The sequence below is a fragment of the Caballeronia arationis genome (genome assembly GCF_001544975.2).
GTDB classification, from domain to species: Bacteria; Pseudomonadota; Gammaproteobacteria; order Burkholderiales; family Burkholderiaceae; genus Caballeronia; species Caballeronia arationis.
The window spans coordinates 1-19,548 of sequence record NZ_FCOG02000110.1 but is presented as its reverse complement, the minus strand read 5'-3'; the positions used below and the strand labels follow the sequence as shown (position 1 = coordinate 19,548).

Here is a 19,548-nt window from a genome sequence, read left to right as displayed (position 1 = left end):
GACGCTCCATGGCAGATCCGCGCAAGCGACCTGCATACCGAGGCAGTTGATGCCGCGCTGACTACCCGGAAGCTTCGTCCGTGTCGCACCGCCATCGAAGGCCAACTCCCAATGTTTATCGAGGATTCGGAAGGAGGTGCACAATGAACGCCCCGTCGCAATCGGCCTGATCTGCCGTTCTAAAGCGTTGTTGTCGGGTAACAGAACACCGCTCTCTGTGTAGCGAATTAGCGCTTGCCAATGCCGTAACGCGTAGCCAAACGCTTTGGCGAGCGGTGCCTGAGCCGGCAAACCGACGACGTTGCCTTCCAACCATTGACGGAACTTTGCAAGTACCGGTAATGCCTCAGCTTGCCGCGCCGCATATTTGACGTCGGGTGTCTGATGGTTGATTCGCGACTCGATGGCGTACAGCTGGGCGATCCACTGCAGCGCCTGTGCCGCGAGCCCCGGCTTGCTTTGGGTCTTGGCGATTTCGAAGAACCGTCGACGGCAATGCGCCCAACAACCAACCGCGATGATGTCGCCTGTTTCATAGAGCGCTTCATGCCCGCTATATGCGTCGGCCTGCAAATAGCCTCTGTAGTTTTGCAGGTAACGTTGCGGATGGGAGCCCGCGCGCGATTCAGCGAACTCGAAGACGACGGCTGGAGGGTGATCTACCCAAACGCCATTCTCCTCGCGTTGGCCCGCACCCAGATAGCCCCATAATCGAGCAGTGCGTGTGGTCTTGCGACCCTTCTCCAGCAAGGGTAGTGTCGTGTCGTCTACGTGCATGCGAGGCGCCTTCAACTGGTGCGCACGCAGCGGTGGCATCAGGACGCCGAGCAATTCTGCAGCGGCCAGCTTCCATTCGCACAGCGTGGCCCGCGGTAGGTGAATACCACGGCGCGCATAGCGCATCTCTTGCCGATTCAAGGGCAGATGATCGACGTAGGTGTTGACCAGGATGTTTGCGAGCAGACTCGCGCTCGCATTACTCTTGGGCAGCGGCGAGGGCTGAGCGCTCGCTGTTACGATGGTCGACTCGCCATCCTTCTTCGCTGCATACTTGAAGCGGATGTGTTCGATGACCGTGAGCCTTGACGGCTCGTAATGCAGCGTCTCGCTACGCTCTTCGCCGATGCGCTCAAGTGCGTCGAATGCGGCCTTCTCTTCGTGGCTGAGGTCATATTCGATGCGCGTGCGTGGCAAGTCCTTTGGCAACGCGGGGCGTCCCTTGCGGGTGTGCCCGGTGACTGGAACCTTCGCCGGCTCGGGAGGAACGGGCATATCGATGGCGGCGTCGAACAGCTCGGCCTGACCCGCCAGGCGCTCGGAACTCGCACCGAAGCGTGCGCGATTGAGCTGCGCGATCTGATGCTGCAGGCTCTCCAGTTGCTCCCACAACACGCATGCGAGCCGGTTCTGTTCGAGTGCGAAGGCTCGCAGCGCCTCGAGCTCGAGTGGCAGATCCCCGGCAGTGATGGCGGCGGGCAACATGTCAACCATGATGCCCAACTCGCGCGACGTTTACAAGCTTCGCGAGCCCTGAATGGCGAGCGATTCGGGCGCTTACGCTACGCGCGTCACGGCGACGGCGCGATGAGGTTCGCGCGCTGGAATCTCTATGCCTTCGAGCCAGGCATTGAGCTCCGCGAGTGTGAAACCGCGTTGTGCCAGTGCCGAGGGCGATGGAAAATGCCCATGTTCAAGCCGCTTGTACCAAAGCGCGAACCCAGTGCGGTCCCAATACAGGCACTTCACCTTCGTGCGGTCCCGGCCGACAAACACGAACAGGTTGCCCGAAGCCGGCTTCTGCGCAAGCAGCGGTTCGACCAAATATGACAACGTGTCGATCGACTTGCGCATGTCGACCGGCTCGCGGCAGATGTAGGCTCGGACGTCAGCGGCGATCAGCACCGTGCACCGCCAAGCTGTCCGAGCACGAAGCGCACAATGCGCTCGGCGTGAACTCCGACCAGTTCAATGCGAACACCGGCGAGAGTCACGATCACGCGATCACGAGAGGACGAATTATCCGTGGTCGATGAAGGCGGCGTCTCGAGTGGGGTTGTGCCCGAATGCGCGACGACGAACGCAGCGTCCGGGGTCATCGCGAGAGAACTCGGCGGCGCCGTGGTCGCTTTCGCGAGTTTCTTGCGCCACAAACCGAATGTGCTGACTGCCAGTCCTTGCTCGCGGCAGAAACGTCGTGCCCCCATCCCGCTCGCTCTCCAAGCTACGACCATTTGCAGCCAAAATGCTGCGCCTTGCCTGGGTCGGTGCATAGCGGCCTCGACACCTGTTGGGTTCTCCATCGCTAGCTCCAGTGTTGACGATGCAAACACCTTCGCACTGCGATAACCTCAGCTCAAGACGGGATGCGCTGACGGATACGATCGCTCCGGGACGCGGCGGTCGCGCGGCCGGTCACTCGGCGAGGCAAATATACCTTGCAGGCTATCGCGGACCGACTACGCAATCCGAATGCAACGCAAGCGTTCGCGCCTTTCGACCTACTGGATCGCTGCGCGATCGGGCTGGCATCGTTGCTTGCGACGGCACAATGGCGAGGCATTACTCCCCCCTCAATGACGATCAGCACGCTGCTCCTTTGGGGAGGCTGGCTCACGCACGGAATATTGTCGCCACATCCCGGTCACCATGGACCAGGGACCGGGTGAATCGGGTACGCCGAAGCGCCGCTCTTCGTCAACCGTCAGCGTCCGGCCAATCAGCGCCTTGAACTTCGCTACGATCTCAGGCACAGGACGGCACGCGTTGCAACTCCAGATCCGCGCGGTTCCGTCCTTGCTGACGGTGACCAGCGTTTTGCCGTTGTCGTCGAAGCGCGCCATCATGAGCGGCCCGTCATGGCCGCGCAGCACTTGCAGCTCGCCTCCGCTGTGTGTGTCCCACAATTTCGCGGTGTTGTCCTCGATCGCCGTGACGAGCGTCGCGCCGTCGGGTGAGAAGGCCAGGCCGTTGATTTTCTGTCCTGGGCTGCGCAACACCTGCAGTTCCCTGCCGCTGCTCACGCGCCACAGATGGGCAGCACTCTGTCTAGAGAACGTGTTCGTGCTGGCGCTGGCCAGCGTCGCGCCGTCGGGTGAGAAAGCCATGACGGAAACGCCGCCCTCATGCCCACTCAGCGTTTGCAACAGCTCTCCGCTCTTCACGGCCCACAATCGAACGGTGGTGTCGGGCGAGAAAGGCGAGTTGTTCGCGGTCGCCAAAATGGTCCCGTCTTCGGAAAAGAGCAGTTCCGTCACCGCATTGGTATGTCCGGACAGCGTGTGGAGATCCGCGCCCGTCCGCACGTTCCACAGATGCGTCTTTCCGTCCGCGCCGCCGACGGCGAGCACGTCGCCGTTGCGAGAGAATCGCAGACTCGTCACGGAGCGCGTCTCTTCGCGGACCAGGCGAAACGTCTCTCCGGTCTGCACGTTCCAGAGTCGCGTCACGCCGCCCGCGCCAGCGGTCGCCACCATCTGGCCATCGGGCGAAAACACCAACTGGCTGACCTCGTCCGCGCTACGTAGCGCCACATACGTCCTTCCGGTCAGTGCATTCCATAAATGGACTTCGTTGCTGGAAAGAAGCGTCGCCACGATCTTCCCATCGGGCGAGAACTGCATGTTGGTGATGCTGCCCGCGCTTTCGCTCATCACCTGAAGGAACATGCCGCTGCGCAGGTCCCAGATCCTGATCGTCGGTTCTTGGTCCTTGCGTCCTTCGGTCGTCGCCAGCTTGCGGCCATCGAGCGACAGCCGCGCGATTCCGATGCTGCCAGGGTCCCCCCGCATGACCAGAGGCCCCTCTCCGCGCGCCGCGCGCCATAGCCTGACCGTGCCGTCCTCGCTCGCCGTGGCCAGCAACTTGCCATCGGTCGGGTCAAAGGCCACACCAAAAATGGCGCCGCCGTGGCCGCGCATGATCTGCAACGGCTTGCCGCTGGCGACGTCCCACAGGCGCGCGGTCTTGTCCATGCCGACGCTCGCGAGGGTCTTGCCATCGGGCGCGAACTCAATGAAATAAATCGGGCCCTCGTGGCCGCGCAGCACGAGCGGTTCTTCTTGCGTGCCGAGTTTCCAGATCCGGATGACCTTGTCGTCGCACGCACTGGCGAGCAGTGCGCCATTGGGCGAGAAGCGGACATCATAGGAGGATGTAAAGCCTTCGGACAGTTCGTCCACCTGTTCGCCGGTATGCGTGTCCCACAGGCGGATGCCGTCGTCATAGCCGCCCGTCGCCAGCGTACGGCCATCGGGTGAGAATTCGATGTTGTTGATCGAGTTCCCGTTTTCGCTGCGCAGGACGAACAATAACTCGCCTGTGCGCGTGTCCCACAGCCGGGCTGTCGAATCGTAGCTGGCGGTGGCGAGCATGGTGCCATCGGGTGAAAACTGCACGTTACCCACCGGGGCGTCATGTCCGCGCAGGACTTGCAGGAGCTGGCCGGTATGTGCATCCCAAAGGCGGGCAGTCAGGTCTTTCGGAGAGCCGCCGCCCGAAGTCGCGATGAGACTGCCATCCGGCGAAAACTTCACGTTGTAGACGGCGCTTTCGTGTCCGCGCAGGACGAACAGTTTCTTGCCGCTCTGCACGTCCCACACCTGCGCCGTTTTGTCTTCGCTCGCGCTGGCCAGCGTCTTGCCGTCCGGCGAGAACTGGACTGAATAGATCGTATCTTCATGCCCGCTCAGTATCTGGCGCTGCCGACCGGTGCTAGCGTCCCAGAGGCGGACGGTCTTGTCCTCGCCCGCGCTCGCCAGCAGTTTGCCGTCGGGCGAGAATTGGACGGCCGTGACGGCCTGTTCGTGGCCGCGCAGGATCCTGTCGTAGGCGAGGTTGCCTTCCGCCCAGCGGAATAACGCATCCGCCTTCGGAACCTGGTCCACGTTGCGCGCAGCGATGGCAAGCAACAGGCCTTCGTCGGGGTTGTCCATCGCCATGTTTTCGGCGTTGGCGGCGATTTCGCTTGCCGTCGCCTGTTGCTTGGCAGTCAGCGCCTGATGCGCCGTCACGATGGCGATCAGCAGCAACAACACCGAAAGCGCGCACGCGCAATAAGCAATTCTAGACTTGCGCCGGGTGACAATCGCGAACTGCTCGGCAGTCTGCTTGCCCTCTTCGGCGCGCTGCTTGTCCGCTTCGGCTACCTTCCTGGCCGCTTCGGCCTGATGTTGCTCGAACGCCGCTTGTTCCGCAGCCAGTTTCTGAGCCGCGGCTTCGCCTTCGAGCCGCGCGTGTTCCGCCTTCACCCGCAGCACTTCCGCTTGCCGCGCCTGCTGTTCGAGCCTGGCGCGCGCCTCCTGTTCCTCTTTCTGTTTCTCCTGGCTTGCCTGAATGTAATCGTCGACGAGCGCAAATGCATCCTCGCCTGCGTAACGCGTCGCCCAGAGTGCGGGCTCGCCGCGTTCGCTCACCCGCGCACACCAGCGTCTGGCGCGCTCGCAATCGAGCTCGTCGAGCAAGCCGCCCGCTTGCCGATGCCGCTCAGCGCGCTGCTTCCATTCGTGCAGTTCGAGCACATCAAGTCGTTCGTCAGCGAGCCATGCCTGAAATTGCCGCCACTGACGAAACAGGCTCTCGTGACTGATGTCGATTAGGGTGCCGCCGCCCAGCGGCACGCGACCGGGCGGGAGCAGAAAGCCGGCGCGCTCGGCGCGAAACGCTTCGATCACGGCCTGCACGTCGCATCCTCGATGCGGTCCGGCGAGCTGCTCCAGTTCGCGCAGTTGCAGCGGCCGCCGCACGATCTTTTCCTCGCGCCGCTCGACCAAGGCCAGAAAAATCTGACGCGCCACGCGCTGGCAGTCGGGTGAAAGCGCGTCGAAGATTTCCGATGCGTGGTTGTCGATGGCGAATGCGAGTTTCGGCGCGAAGCGCTTCGCCGCGCCGCTCTCGGCGGCATGCGCGCCCGGCGCGCACACGGCTTCGAAATCGCCTTCGACGATCGTCCGGCGCCCATCGGCGCACGCGCGGTTCCACATCCGCAACAACGCGTGTTCGAGAACGGGCAACTCATCGTCACCGCCGAGCGTGTTGATGAGCCGGGTCACGAGCACCGGATCGATGTCGCCGCCCGTCAGCCCGAGCGGCGAAGCGATGACCGCGCGCAATTGTTCGGCACCGAGCCGCGGTGTTAAGTAGATGCCACTGTTGATTGCCTCTGGCAAGCCCTGAAAAGCGACGCAATTACCGAGAAAGTCGGAGCGCATCGTCAGCGCGACGTAGATCGGCACATTTTCAAGTGTCGAGCGCAGCAAAAGCTGAATGAACGCTTCGGCGTGGTCCATGTAGCGTTGCCGGAAGCGGAAAATCTCTTCGAACTGGTCGACGACCAGCAACAGCGCCTGCCCCTGGAACCGGTCGGCGCGCCTGAGGTACAACTCGGCCAGCGCGAGCGGGCTCGACGCGAGGCTCGCGCTCAGCGACGACACGGCCGTCGCTGTATCCTGGTACTCGACCCACCTCGGGTCCTCGGTCAGCGCAAGCGCGAGATTCGTGAGCGGCGCGTCACCCGGATTGAAAATGCAGACGTTCCAGTCGTGCTCGGCCTCGCTCAGCCCGCCGCGATGCAGCGCCGGAATGAGCCCCGCGCGCACCAGCGACGACTTCCCGGTGCCCGACGCGCCCAGCACCGCGATGAACCGCTGACGCTTGCGCAACTTCACCAGCAGGTCGTGGACGTGCGCATCGCGGCCGAAAAACAGGAGCGTCTCCTGCTCCTTGAACGGCCTCAGTCCGACATACGGAGACGCAATCTTGAGCGTGAGGCTTTTCATCGTTGCAGCCCGCGCACGAAGGCGATGAGACCGCCTTCCGACAGCTCGACGACATCATCCGACTCGATGCCGAATTCGTCCGCGACGCTACCGCGTTCCATGTACACGCCCCAGCGCTCGACCGGCAGGCTGGACAACGCCACCTGATTCAGGAAGTACAGGAGCCGGTTACAGACGGTCGTGTGTTTGCTTTGATCGACATACAAGGTGATGCCCGCCCGGCACGGCTTGAGCAATTCCGCGATGTCGATGCCGTTGCCACCCAGCGACGCCGATGCCGGCAGACGTCGGATGTCCCAGTTCTCTGCTTTCAGAATCTCGCGCACGCGTTCCTTGAGGCCCGGTTCGCCTGCGAGATCGTCGAGGAAGAGGGTTCTGCGAAGGGGCCCGGGCCCTGCGCACGGCTGCTTGATTTCCCGTAACCGCTTGACCACTTCGGATGCGAACGTCGTCAGCGTGGCCGCGCGAATGTACGGGGTATCGAAGAGCTTTCCGTGCGCCGGGTCGTCGATCTCGCCGGGCCCGGGCAAGTGATCGCACCATTGCATCACGGGACGGTTGGCTTCCCGGGCACTCCGGAGCTGGAGTTGCGGCAAGGGAGCGGCGAAGCCCCGTCCTTTGCGGCCGGCATGGGAAGAAAGCATCTGGACGAACAGATCGCTGTGCTTGAGATCGTCCGCGATGCTGTTGTAGAACTCGTCGGCGCCCAAGCCGACATAATCGCCGTCGACTGGCAGCACGGTGATGCCTTCGGACTCGAGCTCGAGCTTGAGGCGGTTGCGCAATGCTTCGAGGTCGTCGGTCACGTCCGCGAGCAGAATGGTGCCGAGGTTCGGCTTCGCCATGCTCAACGGCTTCGCATCGGTCCCGGGAAACACGAGCGGCTGGCGCGACGATTCTTCGCGACCGTCGCCCATCTCACGCAGACGCTCATCGACCGCGCGCTGCAATTCCCCTAGCATGCTCCAGTAAAGCTGTTCGATTTCGCGCGAGCACCCCTGCGGCGTCGGATAGCCGGCGAGAATGGGCGATTTGGCGTTGATCGGGTGATCCCAGAACTTGGCGTGGATGTTTCTCTTGCGCAACTGAGCGATATTGTCCGGCACTTTCACCAGCTCCTCGTAGGGAGCAAGCTCGACGACGAACACATCGGTCGGTTTTTCAGGATCGTTCGTGTGACTGGCGACGAAGCGCTCCAGCTCCTTGCCACACCACTCGGAATCGATGTAGTTCTGCGAGAGCAGAATGATCAAGAGCTTGCATGCGCAAACCTTGTCGATGAGCTGTGCGCTGAAATTGTCGCCCGGCTTGAGCCGATGGTCGATATAAATCTTCTTCTTGCGGACGTTCGGTCCGACATTCAGGTTGTATGCGAGCGAGGAGACCCAGCCGGAAGGCGTGCCGGCGCCTTGCGGAACTTCATCGTCGGCATGCGCGTAGCTGATAAAGATGTCGTAACCCGGAACTGACGGCACGTTTCCCCCCTCGAAGTCCTTCGACCGCGCGCAATTCTGGTGTCTCCCCAAGGGGTCAGGTGACGACCCGATCGAAATCGCCGACCGTCAACGATTATTTTTAGCGCATGGAACTAGGGGTTTGCGGCCATGACATCTGCATTCGCCGCCATCTTGTTACTGAGCGCCGCCCGGCGACACAGCGTGCGACCTTCTTGCTCACGCTTGTATCGTTTTCCTTAACGGTCGGCGTCCGTGCGCTCATTTTCGCCGTTCATGGCGCCCGGCCTTTCGAGATCGGTGCTTCAGCATCGAAATGACGTGATCGACTGTCTTCTCGCCGTGCCTCCGCTTGGCCGGCGCGAGTATGTCCGACAGCCACAGCAGCATCTCGGTGATGTGATCGCGAATGAACTTGATGTTCTCCAGCTCTGTGCTCTCCATTGTGCCTCGCTTCAGCCGCTGTTCCGGTATCGATGCCTTCAGGTTTTCATACTCGCTCGTCCAGAACGCCCCGTATTCGTCCCGTGTCTTCCGCTTGTCCAGACGAAGCGAATCGGTTACGACCGGCACGATGCGCTTCTCCATCGCTTTATCGCGCCGCTCCCATACGTAGCGCAGCTCGGTCATGCACGTGATCCTGCGCGGGTAGCTCAGGCTCAGCACCACGATGATGTGCTCGGCCCGGCCGATGCGCATCATGTATGCATCGATCGAATCGCCGAACAGAAGTTCATTGCTGTCGCGGAAGAAGATAAACTGCGACGGCATCCTGAGTTCGATCTCATCGACCAACGCGGTGCTCGCGGGTTCGTGCCGGTACGACACGTATACTTCCTTACCGGAGTCGGGCAGTGGAGCGAACCGGTCGCCCAGTTCTGCCAGCAGCCGTCTGATCCCGTTCGATGAATCAAACTTGCCAAGCAGGTGCAGGCGTCTGCCGCAACGCGCGAGCGTGCCCGCGCCAAACTCGGGATCCGCGATCGCAATGTATGCGCGGCGCGCGACTTCCATCCGGTAATCCGGCATGCTTACGGCGAGCCCGGCGAGCGCGAGCGCTTTACCGGCGAGCGCGTCGACATTGCATGCGCATCGCTTCAGATACAGCTCGGCGAAATGCAAAGCCCGCTCGAACGATTCTTGAGCGCCCATCGGCTTATGTTCGGCAAGGCAGGCGATGCCGCGAACGTTATGATAGTTCCAGTCGGGGTAAAGGTCGCCCTGAAACCTATCGAGCACGGCGAGCAGCGGCGCGGCATCGTTGCCTTGTTCGAGCCCGATCTCGGCATGCACGCGGGCATGCTCCGGCCCGAAGACATTCGAGCTGTCCACTGCGTCGAGCGCCTGCTCCGCTTCGCGCGCAGCGGCGCTCAGGTTGCCCTGCTCCAACAGGATTTCGGCATACCGGCGCTTGTAGTAAGCGATCCCCATCGGTTCGCCGGCCGGTGCGAGCAGTTTGAGCGCCTCGACGACCTTGTCGGCGGCTTCGCTGGCATGGCCGAGCGCCATCAGACACGATGCATACTCACCCAGATGCAACGCGCGCCGCCCTGTATGACGGCTCGACTGCGAGCCGCGCAGCGTTTTGAGAAAGTGCTTGCGCGCCTTTTTCAGCCGGCCTGTTGCCGCGTAGATCACGCCGTAATCCAGCTCTGCCGTGCCGATCAACTCAGCGTCCTTCGAGGCAAGGGCCTGCGCATACGTGCGCTCATGCGTTTCCAGCGCTTCATCCAGGTAACCCAACTCGAACTCGCACACCACCACGCCGCGCAACGCCAGCGCGTTCTGACGGAAGTCGTCCGGCTTGCGCTGCTTCAGCTTCTGCGCGAAAGCGCGGCATCTTTTGAGCAACTCGGGATCCGGGCCACGCAGCCGATCGAACCGCAACAGGCGGCCTTCCGATTCGAGAAGCTCATCGGCCAATCCGCCGCATCGTTCCATTTCAGCATGCGCGGTCTTCTGAATGTCCATCGCGGCAGCGAGATCGCCCATGCGCCACTTCGCGTCGGCGAGATAATGACGCGCCCGGTACACTGTGCGCGCATCCTTTGCTGACTCGATGATGATCAGATGCGCCAACTCGGCGATCCGCCCATAAGAGCCGCGCGCATCGAGAAAGCCGACGATGCGTTCGAGCACCTCGAGCGCCCGCCGAGGTCTGCCGAGCAGCAACCAGAGGCGGAACTGCGCCATCTGCGACCGGATGTCGGTATCGGTGCGCCAGTCATCGGGACTGTCCGGCTGCCTGGCGAGGCAATTCACGGCGCGCAGCCGCAAGCGCATCGTCCTGTAGGTCGTCATGGACGCGATGGCATAGAGGCGATCGGCCTTATCCACGCTGAATCTGCCGTCGCTTTCCTGATTCGCGATGTACTTGCGCACCAGCGAATTCAAGACCGCGTCGAACTCGTCACGCTCGATCGACTTCGGAAGCAGCGCAAGGATCTCGTCGCGGTCGGCGGAGGTTTCATGAATAGCAAGCGCATGGGCGACGCTTCGCTCGACTGGCGAAAGCTGATCGAACGCGCTGCCGATGATCGACCACAAGGTCTCGTCGTTTCCCGGCTCGACCTTGATATCCTCGCGCGCCCGCGTCCGGATATCTTCGACGATCTCCCGAATCGTCTTGCTCGGATTCAGTTGAACATGGGGAACGAACCGTTCCATTGCAAGCGGAAATCCGTTGGTCAGGGCCACCACGCTGCTGAGGTCTTCGTCCGTCGCTTCCTTGAGACGCAAGATGCCGTGCCGGTCGATCTGCCGAAGCATCGCTTCTCCATGCGGCGAGCGCAGCCCGTGCCGCAATTCGTACTTGCAGAAACGCGACGGGTGCAGACGTAGAAGTTCAGCCGGCACCAGCGAAGTCGTCAGGATCACCTTGAAGATGTTGCGTTCGTCCAGCGCGATGAAGCGCAGCATGTCCAGCGTCTGCCAATCCTCGATCAGGTTCGCGTTCGCGTTCGCGTTCGGGTTCCGGTCCGTGGCCACCAGATACTCGAACTTCTCGATGATGATGCGCACCTGAACCTTCGCCTGCGCGAACGCATTGCCCGTGCTTTCCAGGGTCGCACTCACGACACTGTCGCTTTCGGCCAGCGCGGGGCGCAATGCGGCCCGGGTCATCGGGCCGAGTCGGTCGATCAGAAGGTCGCGTATGACAGGAAAAATACTGGGGAGGGCGTCGACGGCGCGCACGGATATCGTCTCGACGTACTTCGATACGCGCCGCCTGCGCTCCACCTGATTCAGCGCGCGGGCGACGAGCGCGCTTTTGCCGACGCCTTGCCGCCCGCAAACCGCGATGACGCGCACTGATTCATCGTCGAGCAGCCCGGCCAGTGCTTTGGTTTCCTCCGTGCGATCGGTGAAGTGAGGCGGGATGCTCAGCCAGGGCCGTTGCGCGCGCCACGCTGCTTCGCCATGTGGGGATCGAGAGCTCGCCATATGCACCGCCCAAATTCAATTGCATTCTTATGACGATTCCCGCGAAAAGCGGGAAGTACTGGGGAGCATGGTCTGAGCGCGAGATCCGTTGCGGAAATGCTCGGGTCGGCAAGAACGTGGTGTTGTGCTAACCGACTCATTTCTTCTGGCGAGTCAAGAGTGCGTTAAAAGTCGAGCATCGTCAAGACCGGCAGACACGGCCCGAGCCCGAATGGACGTCGAGAATTATGAGAAGCGGACCACATTGAAGCACGAGCGAGACCGAAAAAGGCCTGGCGCATTTGCTGTGGTGTACTAGACTCCTTTTGGGCGTCAGCGCCCCGTGAAACGCTCGTCCATTTTCATTCAAACAATCCAACTCAAGGAGGCAGGATGAACGCACAGATGCCGACCGGACCGGGCGTCCTGAAGGTAGTCGAAAATGTCAGAGCAGCGTTCGAGCGCGGCGAGCTAAAGACGTATGAACCGCTCAAGGTGGCGGGAACAGGCTATAAGTATTCGACCTGCATGGTGTCGTGGGGTCCCATGATGCGCAGATGAGCGCGTCTTGCCGCGTTCCTTCGGGCTCTTGTTCCAGGTCAGGGAAGCGGCTTTCAACATTGCTTCGTGTCGCGCCCTGATGCCGGCATTGGGAGATGTCATGCTCGCCGAACGCAAGATCGCTCCCATCGAGATGGTCGTGCTGCAAGGCACGCCCTTCTGCAATCTCAATTGCTCGTATTGCTATCTGGGCGAAGCCACGCGCAGGAACACCGCGACGATGCAGCCCGATGTGCTGAAAGCAATCTTCGAGCGCATTCTCGGCAGCCGCTATATCGACCGCGCGCTTCGCGTGAGCTGGCACTCCGGCGAGCCGATGGTGCTCAAGCCTTCCTATTATCGCGAGGCCATTGGCACGATCCTCGAACTGCGGGACGCGCTATGCGGTCCGGATTTCGGCATCAGCTTCGATCTGCAAACCAACGGCACGCTGATCACTCAGGAATGGTGCGACTTCCTCAAGGAACTCGGCGATATCATCAGCATCGGCATCAGTTGCGACGGTCCGGCCTTCCTGCATGATGCGCATCGGCTAAGCTGGACGCACAAGCCCACCCACCAGCGCACGCTGGCGGGCATGGAGTTGATGCGACGCAACGGCCTGCGCTTCGACGCCATCGCGGTCCTCTCGCGTGATGGTCTGGCGCATCCGGAAGCATTCGTGAACTTCTTTGCGCAGTACGCGGACAGCATCCGCGACTTCCATTTCAATCTTCACGACGAACTCGACGTCGTGTCGATGGACCCCGGATCCGTCGACGCCTTCGCCGCACAATACGGCGATTTCCTTCGCCGCATGCTGGCGGTCTATGCGCGCTGGGGCATCGATGGCACGCGGCTGAGTATTCGCAACTTCGCGAGCTTCTACGAACGCATTTTTTCGGCCGAGGCAGACAAGCCCCGCTACGACGCCCGCAGCATGAGCATGCCGTTCAGAACGCTCAACGTGATGACCAACGGCGACGTCTCGACCTTCTACGCCGGACTGACAGGCGACGAGTGCGGCGACCTGTATGGCGACGGACGCGGGCTTCTGCTGGGCAATCTCCTGAGCGACGACCTGGACGCGATCGCCGGAAGCGGAAAACTCGCGCGCATCGCGGCGGACTTCGAAGCCAGCCATGCCGCTTGTGAGCACGACTGCGAATACTTCGACCTGTGCGCGGGCGGCTACAACCTCGTGAAGTTCCGGCGATACGCCGACTTCACGGCGACGCGCACGCCGGAATGCTTCGTCCACGTACAGACGTTCACGGACACGCTGCTCGACGACATGAATCGCAACGCGCGATCAAGTGCCGTCTGACGGCCGCGTGCGCGCGCGAAAGCAGGCGGTCAGCGCGATCACGCTCTCGTCCTGAAGCAGCGGCGGCCGAGCGTGCCACACGGCGGCGCCGCGTCCGAGCACCATCCCGCCGGTGCGTGTCGGAATGAAGTGGACCAGGCGACGCTCGTCCGTATCGCCGCCCGAATAGATGTCGAGCCGCAGGCCTGTATCCGGTGCATCGGCGCCGCGACCCTGCGCGTGCAGATACACGATGACCGTGATCTCGCATTCATCGGGGCGATCGCGATGCACGCCGAGAAAGTCGCCGCTTTCGTAATACGTGTAGCAACTGGCTTCCTCCTCGTATGCGTAAGCGTCATCGAACACGCTTTCGAGCGCCGATGCGAGTTCGCTGCCCGCAAGAAAAGCGCGCGCGACGTCGCCGAGCGGGGCGACGCGTGATCGATATCGCACGTCCCCATCGCCGCACGCGCGTAGCGCTTCCTGGCGGCGAACCGATGCTTCCGCCTGTAACGCCCCGAAGCGCGTGGCATCGAGCGCATCGGGCATGCAGGCGAATCCGCTCGCGCCGATCTCCGCGCGCAAGCGGGACACGCCATCACTCACCATGTGCGATCTCTGCGTGGGAGACGCGTCCGATGTCGGTTTCATCGAAGGGTCTCACGGGATGGACGAATTCGAGCTGAATGCCGTTGCAGTCCTGAAGGAAGACGGCGAGCGCCGCGCCCAGGTCGATGACGTCCGACACCTCGACGCCGCGTTCCAGGAGCCGCGCGCGCCGCGCCTCCAGCGCCTCGAAGGATGGTTCGCGGAACGCATAGTGATACATACCGCTTGGAAGGCCCAGCGCGCGATTGATACCAGTGTCGTAGTCATCCGAAATGCCGCGCACGTTATTGCATTCCATGAACACCATGTACTGGCCGCCGCCGACGTCAAAAGACAACTGCCGCAGCGTGCCGCCGTCGTTCACGTGCACCGTTTCATCGACAACGCGGCGAAAGCCGAGCAGGTCTTCATAGAACGCAATGGTCCTCTCCATGTTATGAGTCGAGACGCCGACGTGCGAGAAGCCTTGGATCATGACTGACCTCGTGACGGTAACGCGGGCCGTGAAGAAAACGTCCGGTTCACTCTAGCACGGCGTTCGCACGAGCGGAATGCAGCCGAGTTCGCAGATGCCCCGCCAGGCGCAGCGACAACGCCACGAGCGTGAAAGTCGGATTGGCCCAGCTCGATGTAGGAAACACCGCGCTCCCGGCGATATACAGATTGTCGATGTCGTGCACGCGGCAATTGGCATCGACTACACCGTGGCGCGGATCGTGCGACATTCGCGCCGTGCCGATGTGATGGTTCGTGTACGTCACGCACGCGCGTCCCGCGAAATACGGAGGCGCAACGCGCGCGGTCCGCATGCCGATGCTCGCGAACGCATCGGCGAGCAGCGTTGCGCTGGCTTGCACACTGCGCTCGTCCAGCGCGCCAAGCGTCCAGTTCAGCCGCGTGCGGCGCGTGCCCAGCCGAGTGCGCGAATTCGCCAGCATGACGCGGCTCTGCGCATCCGGCGCCTGCTCCATGAACAGGCCGATGTGCGCCCTCGCATCGCGCAAATCGGGCGAGCGGTAGAAGTGTGCGCGCCCATTGAGCATCGGCGCTTCGCGCTTGCAGCCGGCGGGCACGCCGAACGCGAGAATGAACGGATGCGCATGAATATCCATGCCCCGCCCGATCGCGCATCGGAACCAGTCGTCGGCGGGTTCATCCACCGTGCCGATCGCTGCATGCGGATGCTCCATGAAAAACCGTCCGACATGACCGTATGCGTTGCCGATGCCCTGCGCCATCTGGCTGGTGCAGTCGAGCAGCAGGCGCGGCGTTTCGATTCCGCCGCACGCGAGCACGACGATCTCGGCGCTGATCCGCCCTTCACGCCCGTTCAAGGTGCGAACGACGAGTTCACGCACGCGCTCGCGGGACTGGCTGAGCCGGATATCGACGATATTGGCGTGACACAGCACGTCGGCTTGCTTCCAGACCGGGTCGTCGCCGAACGTGGCGGTTGGTTTGCCGAAGCGCCATAGCGAAAGTGTCGCGCGCTTATCGTCGCGCCAGGGCGGCGGCATGCCGAGCGCATCGAGCGTGCCGCGCGCGTCGAAGGTCGCATCGTTCAGATGCAGCGCTCGCGCGGCGCGTGCGTAGTAGGGCTTCAGCGTGTCGATGCCGAACGGCCAGCCGGTCCTGTCAAGCCACGGGCGTGACGAGAGGTCCGCTGCGTCGAAGGGCGCGCACCAGCCGGACCAGAGATGCGACGTGCCGCCGAGCCGCCGCGCGCGGCTGGCGGTCAGCGAGTAGTCGATGCCGCCCGTCTCGCCTTCGTAGAGCGCGGTAGTATCGGCCGACGCATCCGCTCCGCCGCTCTCGATGACGAGCACCTGTGCATGCCGCGCCATTGCCCGCGCGAGCACGGCACCCGCAGGACCGCTTCCGACAATGGCGACCTGCGTCGAGCGCGTGAGGACTACGCGGTCGTCTCTGGCATCTTCGATCATCGGATCTCCCTGCGCCGTGGATCTTGAGTGTGCAACAAAACATGTGGCGCTTCAACGGGCGAAACCTGAACGTTCCTGCTCCGCTTCATCGGCCAAATCGTCGCTTCCCGCGCTGCCCTCTCTCGGCTTCCTCTCACGTTTCGTTCAGAGAGGAGCGTCGTCATGTCGACTCCAACCGTCGCCGTCGCCGCCGCCGCGAGGCGAGCGCCTGCGCCTCGCGCATTCGAGTTGCCGCGAAGACCGACGCCGGAGCATGAGCCGGACATTTGATCGCGCTTGCCCGGACAAATCGGTCCATGCGGCCCTGCCGCCCGGGATGGTCGTGCCGGCATCCGGGATACGTCGCAACATGACAAAGACGTCCACCTTCCGCGGGGCGCGCGATACGGCTTCGACGTCCTCAAGCGGCGGCGCGCGGCAGACCCATGATGGCACCGAGCTTGCATGTCAAACCGGCATGAATGCCTGTGCGCGGTCGCCCCGTGACGGCGAACTTCCCATAGCCGATGTGCTCCGGCGTCTTGCGTGTTACTGGCGCGTGAATCCGCTGGCGAGCGACACGACCGAGGGCATTCTGCAATGGTGGCTCGGTCTCGCTCCGTCGAACGCCAACCTCGTCGAGCGGGCGCTCGCGATGCTCGAAGCGGCAGGAATCGTCGAGTCGGTGCGCACGCCCGGCACCCAGCTTCACTATCGGCGCGTGTCCGCGGACGCGGCGAGCAACGAGCGGCTCGACGGCATCATCGCGGCTTCGGGCAGCGAGCCGCACCCTGGATAGCCCGTTACCGCGCGCGCTGCGTGGCCGTTCCGTTATCAACGTCAGCAAGGCGAACACCATGGCGATGACTTACACAACTGGTTGCGGGTTTCGCTCGAGCGTAAGCACGATGTGAAGGAGCGATACAGCGTGGGCTGCAGGAGCGATTCGAGAGTTGTGAAAAGATCGATCGTTACGCTATTTTAGCGATGGTTTGTCAGTATTGAAGATGACGTTGACGTGACGCTTCATGGCGCGGTGCGCCATCGACATGGTGTTCGCAACAGCGCTGATCGTCAGCCGTAGTGCCGCAGGTTGATCATCGTGTAAGCGAGGGTCTTGAATGCATAGTGTACCGGGCTCAGACGCTCGAAGCGAAGCAGCAGGCGCCGGAACTTGTCCTCCCAGGCGAAGACCCGCTCGATGGTCCTGAAGCGCTCCTCGAAAATGGCTGGATCGAAGCGCAGTTTGCGGCCCCGCTTCGGCGTTTTACGCCCACGCGGATTTTCGGGGATGTTGGGAATCATGTCCCGGTTGAAAATCGCCTTGCGATTGGCTCGGCAGTCGTAGACGCCGTCCAGGCTGACCGTTGAGCCTTGCAGGTCCATGCCAATGGCGCGGGCCATGTGGTTCAGTCTGGGCAGCGCGTCACGCAGCAGCGGCGATTCGTTGCGGTTACCCGGGGCAGAAACGAATGGCGCGATCACGTTGCAGCGGCGATCACAGAAGGCGACCACCTTGTCGCCCTTGAGGTGTTTGTGTCCGCTGTACCCCAGGTTGTCGCCGCCCTTCTTCGCGGCAGTGGTCGTGCCGTCGCCGTGAATGACCGTGAGGTCGAGCAGCCCGTCCTGGTGAAGCTTGCGAACCGAGCCGGCAAAAATCTTGTCGATGCAGCCATCGGCCTGCCACCGCCGCAGTGCCCGATAGATGCGCGTGTAGTGGATTTCAGGACGACCTTCGTCATTCTTTTCGATCGGCAGCGCCTTCCACTGACAGCCCATGTACAGCAGCTGAAGGATGTAGTTGAAGATCTTGTGTAACCCCAGCGTCGGTGCCGGTCCGCGCCGACCCCTGCTCAGATGCGGCAAGACAAATTGCTCGAACTGCTCAACGCTCAATTTCGTTGGAATCGCTTGCCCGCATTGACTTCCAGCCATTCGTAACGTCCGCAAATCCGGACTTTAACCGATCCGGCCGCGCAGACCACCAAATCCCGTCCTGATGCGACTCGCAGACAAATTTTGCCGCCTCATGAAACCCGCAACCAGTTGGTTATATGCCGGCTAGGGATGCAACAGCGTATGCAACGTCGCCGCATCGGCATATCCACTTCGCTCGCGATGGTTTAAGGTCGCAGGCCGCGGAATTCAAACGCCGCGCCCGATCGAAAACGAGGAATTTGATGTATACAGAAATCGGTCGCGGCCCAGACGGTGACAGCCGGGAAGAAGTGATCGAGAAGTATCGGCAACTCCGCATCTCTCAATGCCTATGCGGATCAAGAAGAGGTTGCTGGCAATAGCGGACAAGGATAAATAACTGATGGGGGCTTTGCGTGGACGCGAGTTCAGGCCAGACGGCCCACCGTCAGACAATGTCGCCGTGGCAAAAGCGGCAAAACAATTAAGCGGGTTGTCCTCCTTGGGACGGCCTTCGGCGCACGCATCGAGAATTGACATAAATAGTATTGCCGAAATTAAGTAGCGATCCTAATCGAATCAGAACTTCGAATTTCAGTCCGCAGCGGCATCACAACGAAGAAGCGCTTTCACCTCAGGCGTCGGCGCAAGCCGTTATGTGATCAATTCAAGGTGCCGCGCGCCGCCTGGCACCGCGTCGACGACGAGCCGGCGATCGAACGTCGCGAGCGTGCCACGATGCGCGCGCGAGAGCGCGAGCAGGTAGGTATCGGTCACCTGATCGGTCGCAAGGATCCGGCTCGCATCGACGTGTTGTGCATCGAGCAGGCTCATGTCGTCAGCCCAAAACTGGTGGCTGGGATGCGCCCGCAACTGCGCGATGAGTGGTGCGACAGCTGCCGGCGTCTCGAGTGTGTTGGGGTAACGCGGATTGCCGATGATGCGCAGCACGCCGTTTTCGGTCAGCGGACAGGTTGCCCAAGCCGCATGCCCGACCTGGCCAAACCATGCGTGCGCGGCCTCATGCTGCACATGGCCAGCGTCGAGTAGTGCGATCAGTACGTTGACGTCAAGCAGATAGGCCATCAGGACGTCTCGTCGTGCAACTGATTGACGAGATCGAGCGTTACCGGGCGCGCGGCGCGCGTGTTCGGCAGGACCGGCAGTCCATTGCGCATCGTTGGGGTGGTGGCTATCGGCTGCAGCGCCGCCCGCGCGAGCGTCGACAGAACGCGACCGATCGAGACGTGCTCGCGCTCCGCGCGGGCGCGTACGACGGCCATCACGTCGTCGTCGATATCAAGGGTCGTTCGCATGGGTCCTCCAAGTCATCACGCCGCAAACACCCAATTATAGCCAGACCGCATCAAACATCAAGCATCGCGCATCAATTCCGGGGCGATTCCTGAATGCACTCAGGGTTTTTCCAAAGGGCGCCGAGGCTAAGCGGAACGTGATTGTCGACGCGAGCTCGAACACGGGCGTCATTAGAGTTGACATAACTAACATTATCGTCGTTTCGCGTGTAGGTCCCAAGTTCAAATGTCGCATTTCCGCCAAGTAGAGATGTCGCATTTTGTCGTAGGTTCGTGTCCAGACAA

15 protein-coding genes are annotated in these 19,548 nt (G+C 62.0%); 3 read left to right on the top strand and 12 right to left on the bottom strand.

Going from position 1 to position 19,548, the window contains the following annotated elements; genetic code table 11:
- From tnpC to AWB81_RS33055, 6 genes are all read right to left on the bottom strand, one after another.
- Positions 1-1,491, bottom strand: a 1,491-nt coding sequence (gene tnpC / locus AWB81_RS33080; RefSeq protein ID WP_062641503.1) for an IS66 family transposase, incomplete at its 3' end; no start/stop codon positions are given.
- Between the two features lie 63 nt (positions 1,492-1,554).
- Entirely contained in the window at positions 1,555-1,902 is a 348-nt protein-coding gene (gene tnpB, locus AWB81_RS33075) for an IS66 family insertion sequence element accessory protein TnpB (protein ID WP_144444236.1), read from the bottom strand.
- Positions 1,896-2,300 carry an IS66 family insertion sequence element accessory protein TnpA gene (tnpA, locus tag AWB81_RS45980; protein ID WP_159938974.1) on the bottom strand — a complete coding sequence of 135 codons (405 nt, stop codon included), beginning with the start codon at positions 2,298-2,300 and terminating at the stop codon, positions 1,896-1,898. Before tnpA ends, tnpB begins: the two co-directional genes overlap by 7 nt.
- Positions 2,301-2,570: 270 nt before the next feature.
- Positions 2,571-6,773: an nSTAND1 domain-containing NTPase gene (locus AWB81_RS33065; RefSeq protein WP_062641500.1), complete on the bottom strand. Its 4,203-nt coding sequence runs from the start codon at positions 6,771-6,773 to the stop codon at positions 2,571-2,573.
- On the bottom strand, positions 6,770-8,248 hold the full coding sequence (locus AWB81_RS33060; RefSeq protein WP_062641498.1) for a toll/interleukin-1 receptor domain-containing protein: 1,479 nt from the start codon (positions 8,246-8,248) through the stop codon (positions 6,770-6,772). The genes AWB81_RS33065 and AWB81_RS33060 overlap by 4 nt, the downstream gene beginning before the upstream one ends.
- 240 nt (positions 8,249-8,488) lie before the next feature.
- The gene (locus AWB81_RS33055; protein WP_062641495.1) at positions 8,489-11,671 is read right to left on the bottom strand and encodes a TIR domain-containing protein; all 3,183 of its coding nucleotides are present in this window, start codon (positions 11,669-11,671) and stop codon (positions 8,489-8,491) included.
- Positions 11,672-12,043: 372 nt separating this feature from the next.
- Between AWB81_RS33055 and AWB81_RS45975 the strand changes: the two genes are divergently transcribed.
- Positions 12,044-12,211 (top strand): hypothetical protein, encoded by a 168-nt coding sequence (locus tag AWB81_RS45975; RefSeq protein WP_159938973.1) that lies wholly within the window; start codon positions 12,044-12,046, stop codon positions 12,209-12,211.
- A 100-nt stretch (positions 12,212-12,311) separates the two neighbouring features.
- Positions 12,312-13,517, top strand: a complete 1,206-nt coding sequence (locus AWB81_RS33050; RefSeq protein WP_062641494.1) for a radical SAM protein — start codon at positions 12,312-12,314, stop codon at positions 13,515-13,517.
- Here the strand turns inward: AWB81_RS33050 and AWB81_RS33045 are convergent.
- From AWB81_RS33045 to AWB81_RS33035, 3 genes are read right to left on the bottom strand one after another with little or no spacing between them, the layout of a single operon-like run.
- A complete protein-coding gene (locus AWB81_RS33045) occupies positions 13,503-14,093 on the bottom strand; it encodes a 2OG-Fe(II) oxygenase (RefSeq protein ID WP_144444235.1) in 591 nt (196 codons plus the stop codon). The genes AWB81_RS33050 and AWB81_RS33045 overlap by 15 nt on opposite strands.
- A 4-nt stretch (positions 14,094-14,097) precedes the next feature.
- Positions 14,098-14,583 (bottom strand): VOC family protein, encoded by a 486-nt coding sequence (locus AWB81_RS33040; RefSeq protein ID WP_062641489.1) that lies wholly within the window; start codon positions 14,581-14,583, stop codon positions 14,098-14,100.
- Positions 14,584-14,629: 46 nt separating this feature from the next.
- A complete protein-coding gene (locus tag AWB81_RS33035; RefSeq protein WP_062641487.1) occupies positions 14,630-16,051 on the bottom strand; it encodes a GMC oxidoreductase in 1,422 nt (473 codons plus the stop codon).
- Positions 16,052-16,400: 349 nt separating this feature from the next.
- Between AWB81_RS33035 and AWB81_RS33030 the strand changes: the two genes are divergently transcribed.
- Positions 16,401-16,829: a hypothetical protein gene (locus AWB81_RS33030; protein WP_062641486.1), complete on the top strand. Its 429-nt coding sequence runs from the start codon at positions 16,401-16,403 to the stop codon at positions 16,827-16,829.
- A 275-nt stretch (positions 16,830-17,104) separates the two neighbouring features.
- Here the strand turns inward: AWB81_RS33030 and AWB81_RS47305 are convergent, their stop codons facing one another.
- From AWB81_RS47305 to AWB81_RS33015, 3 genes are all read right to left on the bottom strand, one after another.
- Positions 17,105-17,965, bottom strand: a complete 861-nt coding sequence (locus AWB81_RS47305) for a transposase (RefSeq protein WP_087135358.1) — start codon at positions 17,963-17,965, stop codon at positions 17,105-17,107.
- A gap of 636 nt (positions 17,966-18,601) precedes the next feature.
- A complete protein-coding gene (locus AWB81_RS33020; RefSeq protein WP_062641484.1) occupies positions 18,602-19,033 on the bottom strand; it encodes a TA system VapC family ribonuclease toxin in 432 nt (143 codons plus the stop codon).
- Positions 19,033-19,263, bottom strand: a complete 231-nt coding sequence (locus tag AWB81_RS33015) for a hypothetical protein (protein WP_062641482.1) — start codon at positions 19,261-19,263, stop codon at positions 19,033-19,035. The genes AWB81_RS33020 and AWB81_RS33015 overlap by 1 nt, the downstream gene beginning before the upstream one ends.
- Between the last annotated feature and the right edge of the window lie 285 nt (positions 19,264-19,548).

Coding starts and splice junctions, on each gene's coding strand:
- AWB81_RS33020 (WP_062641484.1), bottom strand. CDS start 19,033: ATGGCCTATCTGCTTGACGTCAACGTACTGATCGCACTACTCGACGCT.
- AWB81_RS45975 (WP_159938973.1), top strand. CDS start 12,044: ATGAACGCACAGATGCCGACCGGACCGGGCGTCCTGAAGGTAGTCGAA.
- AWB81_RS33055 (WP_062641495.1), bottom strand. CDS start 11,671: ATGGCGAGCTCTCGATCCCCACATGGCGAAGCAGCGTGGCGCGCGCAA.
- AWB81_RS33050 (WP_062641494.1), top strand. CDS start 12,312: ATGCTCGCCGAACGCAAGATCGCTCCCATCGAGATGGTCGTGCTGCAA.
- AWB81_RS33015 (WP_062641482.1), bottom strand. CDS start 19,263: ATGCGAACGACCCTTGATATCGACGACGACGTGATGGCCGTCGTACGC.
- AWB81_RS33065 (WP_062641500.1), bottom strand. CDS start 6,773: ATGAAAAGCCTCACGCTCAAGATTGCGTCTCCGTATGTCGGACTGAGG.
- AWB81_RS33035 (WP_062641487.1), bottom strand. CDS start 16,051: ATGATCGAAGATGCCAGAGACGACCGCGTAGTCCTCACGCGCTCGACG.
- tnpA (WP_159938974.1), bottom strand. CDS start 2,300: ATGGAGAACCCAACAGGTGTCGAGGCCGCTATGCACCGACCCAGGCAA.
- AWB81_RS33040 (WP_062641489.1), bottom strand. CDS start 14,583: ATGATCCAAGGCTTCTCGCACGTCGGCGTCTCGACTCATAACATGGAG.
- AWB81_RS33030 (WP_062641486.1), top strand. CDS start 16,401: ATGACAAAGACGTCCACCTTCCGCGGGGCGCGCGATACGGCTTCGACG.
- AWB81_RS47305 (WP_087135358.1), bottom strand. CDS start 17,965: ATGGCTGGAAGTCAATGCGGGCAAGCGATTCCAACGAAATTGAGCGTT.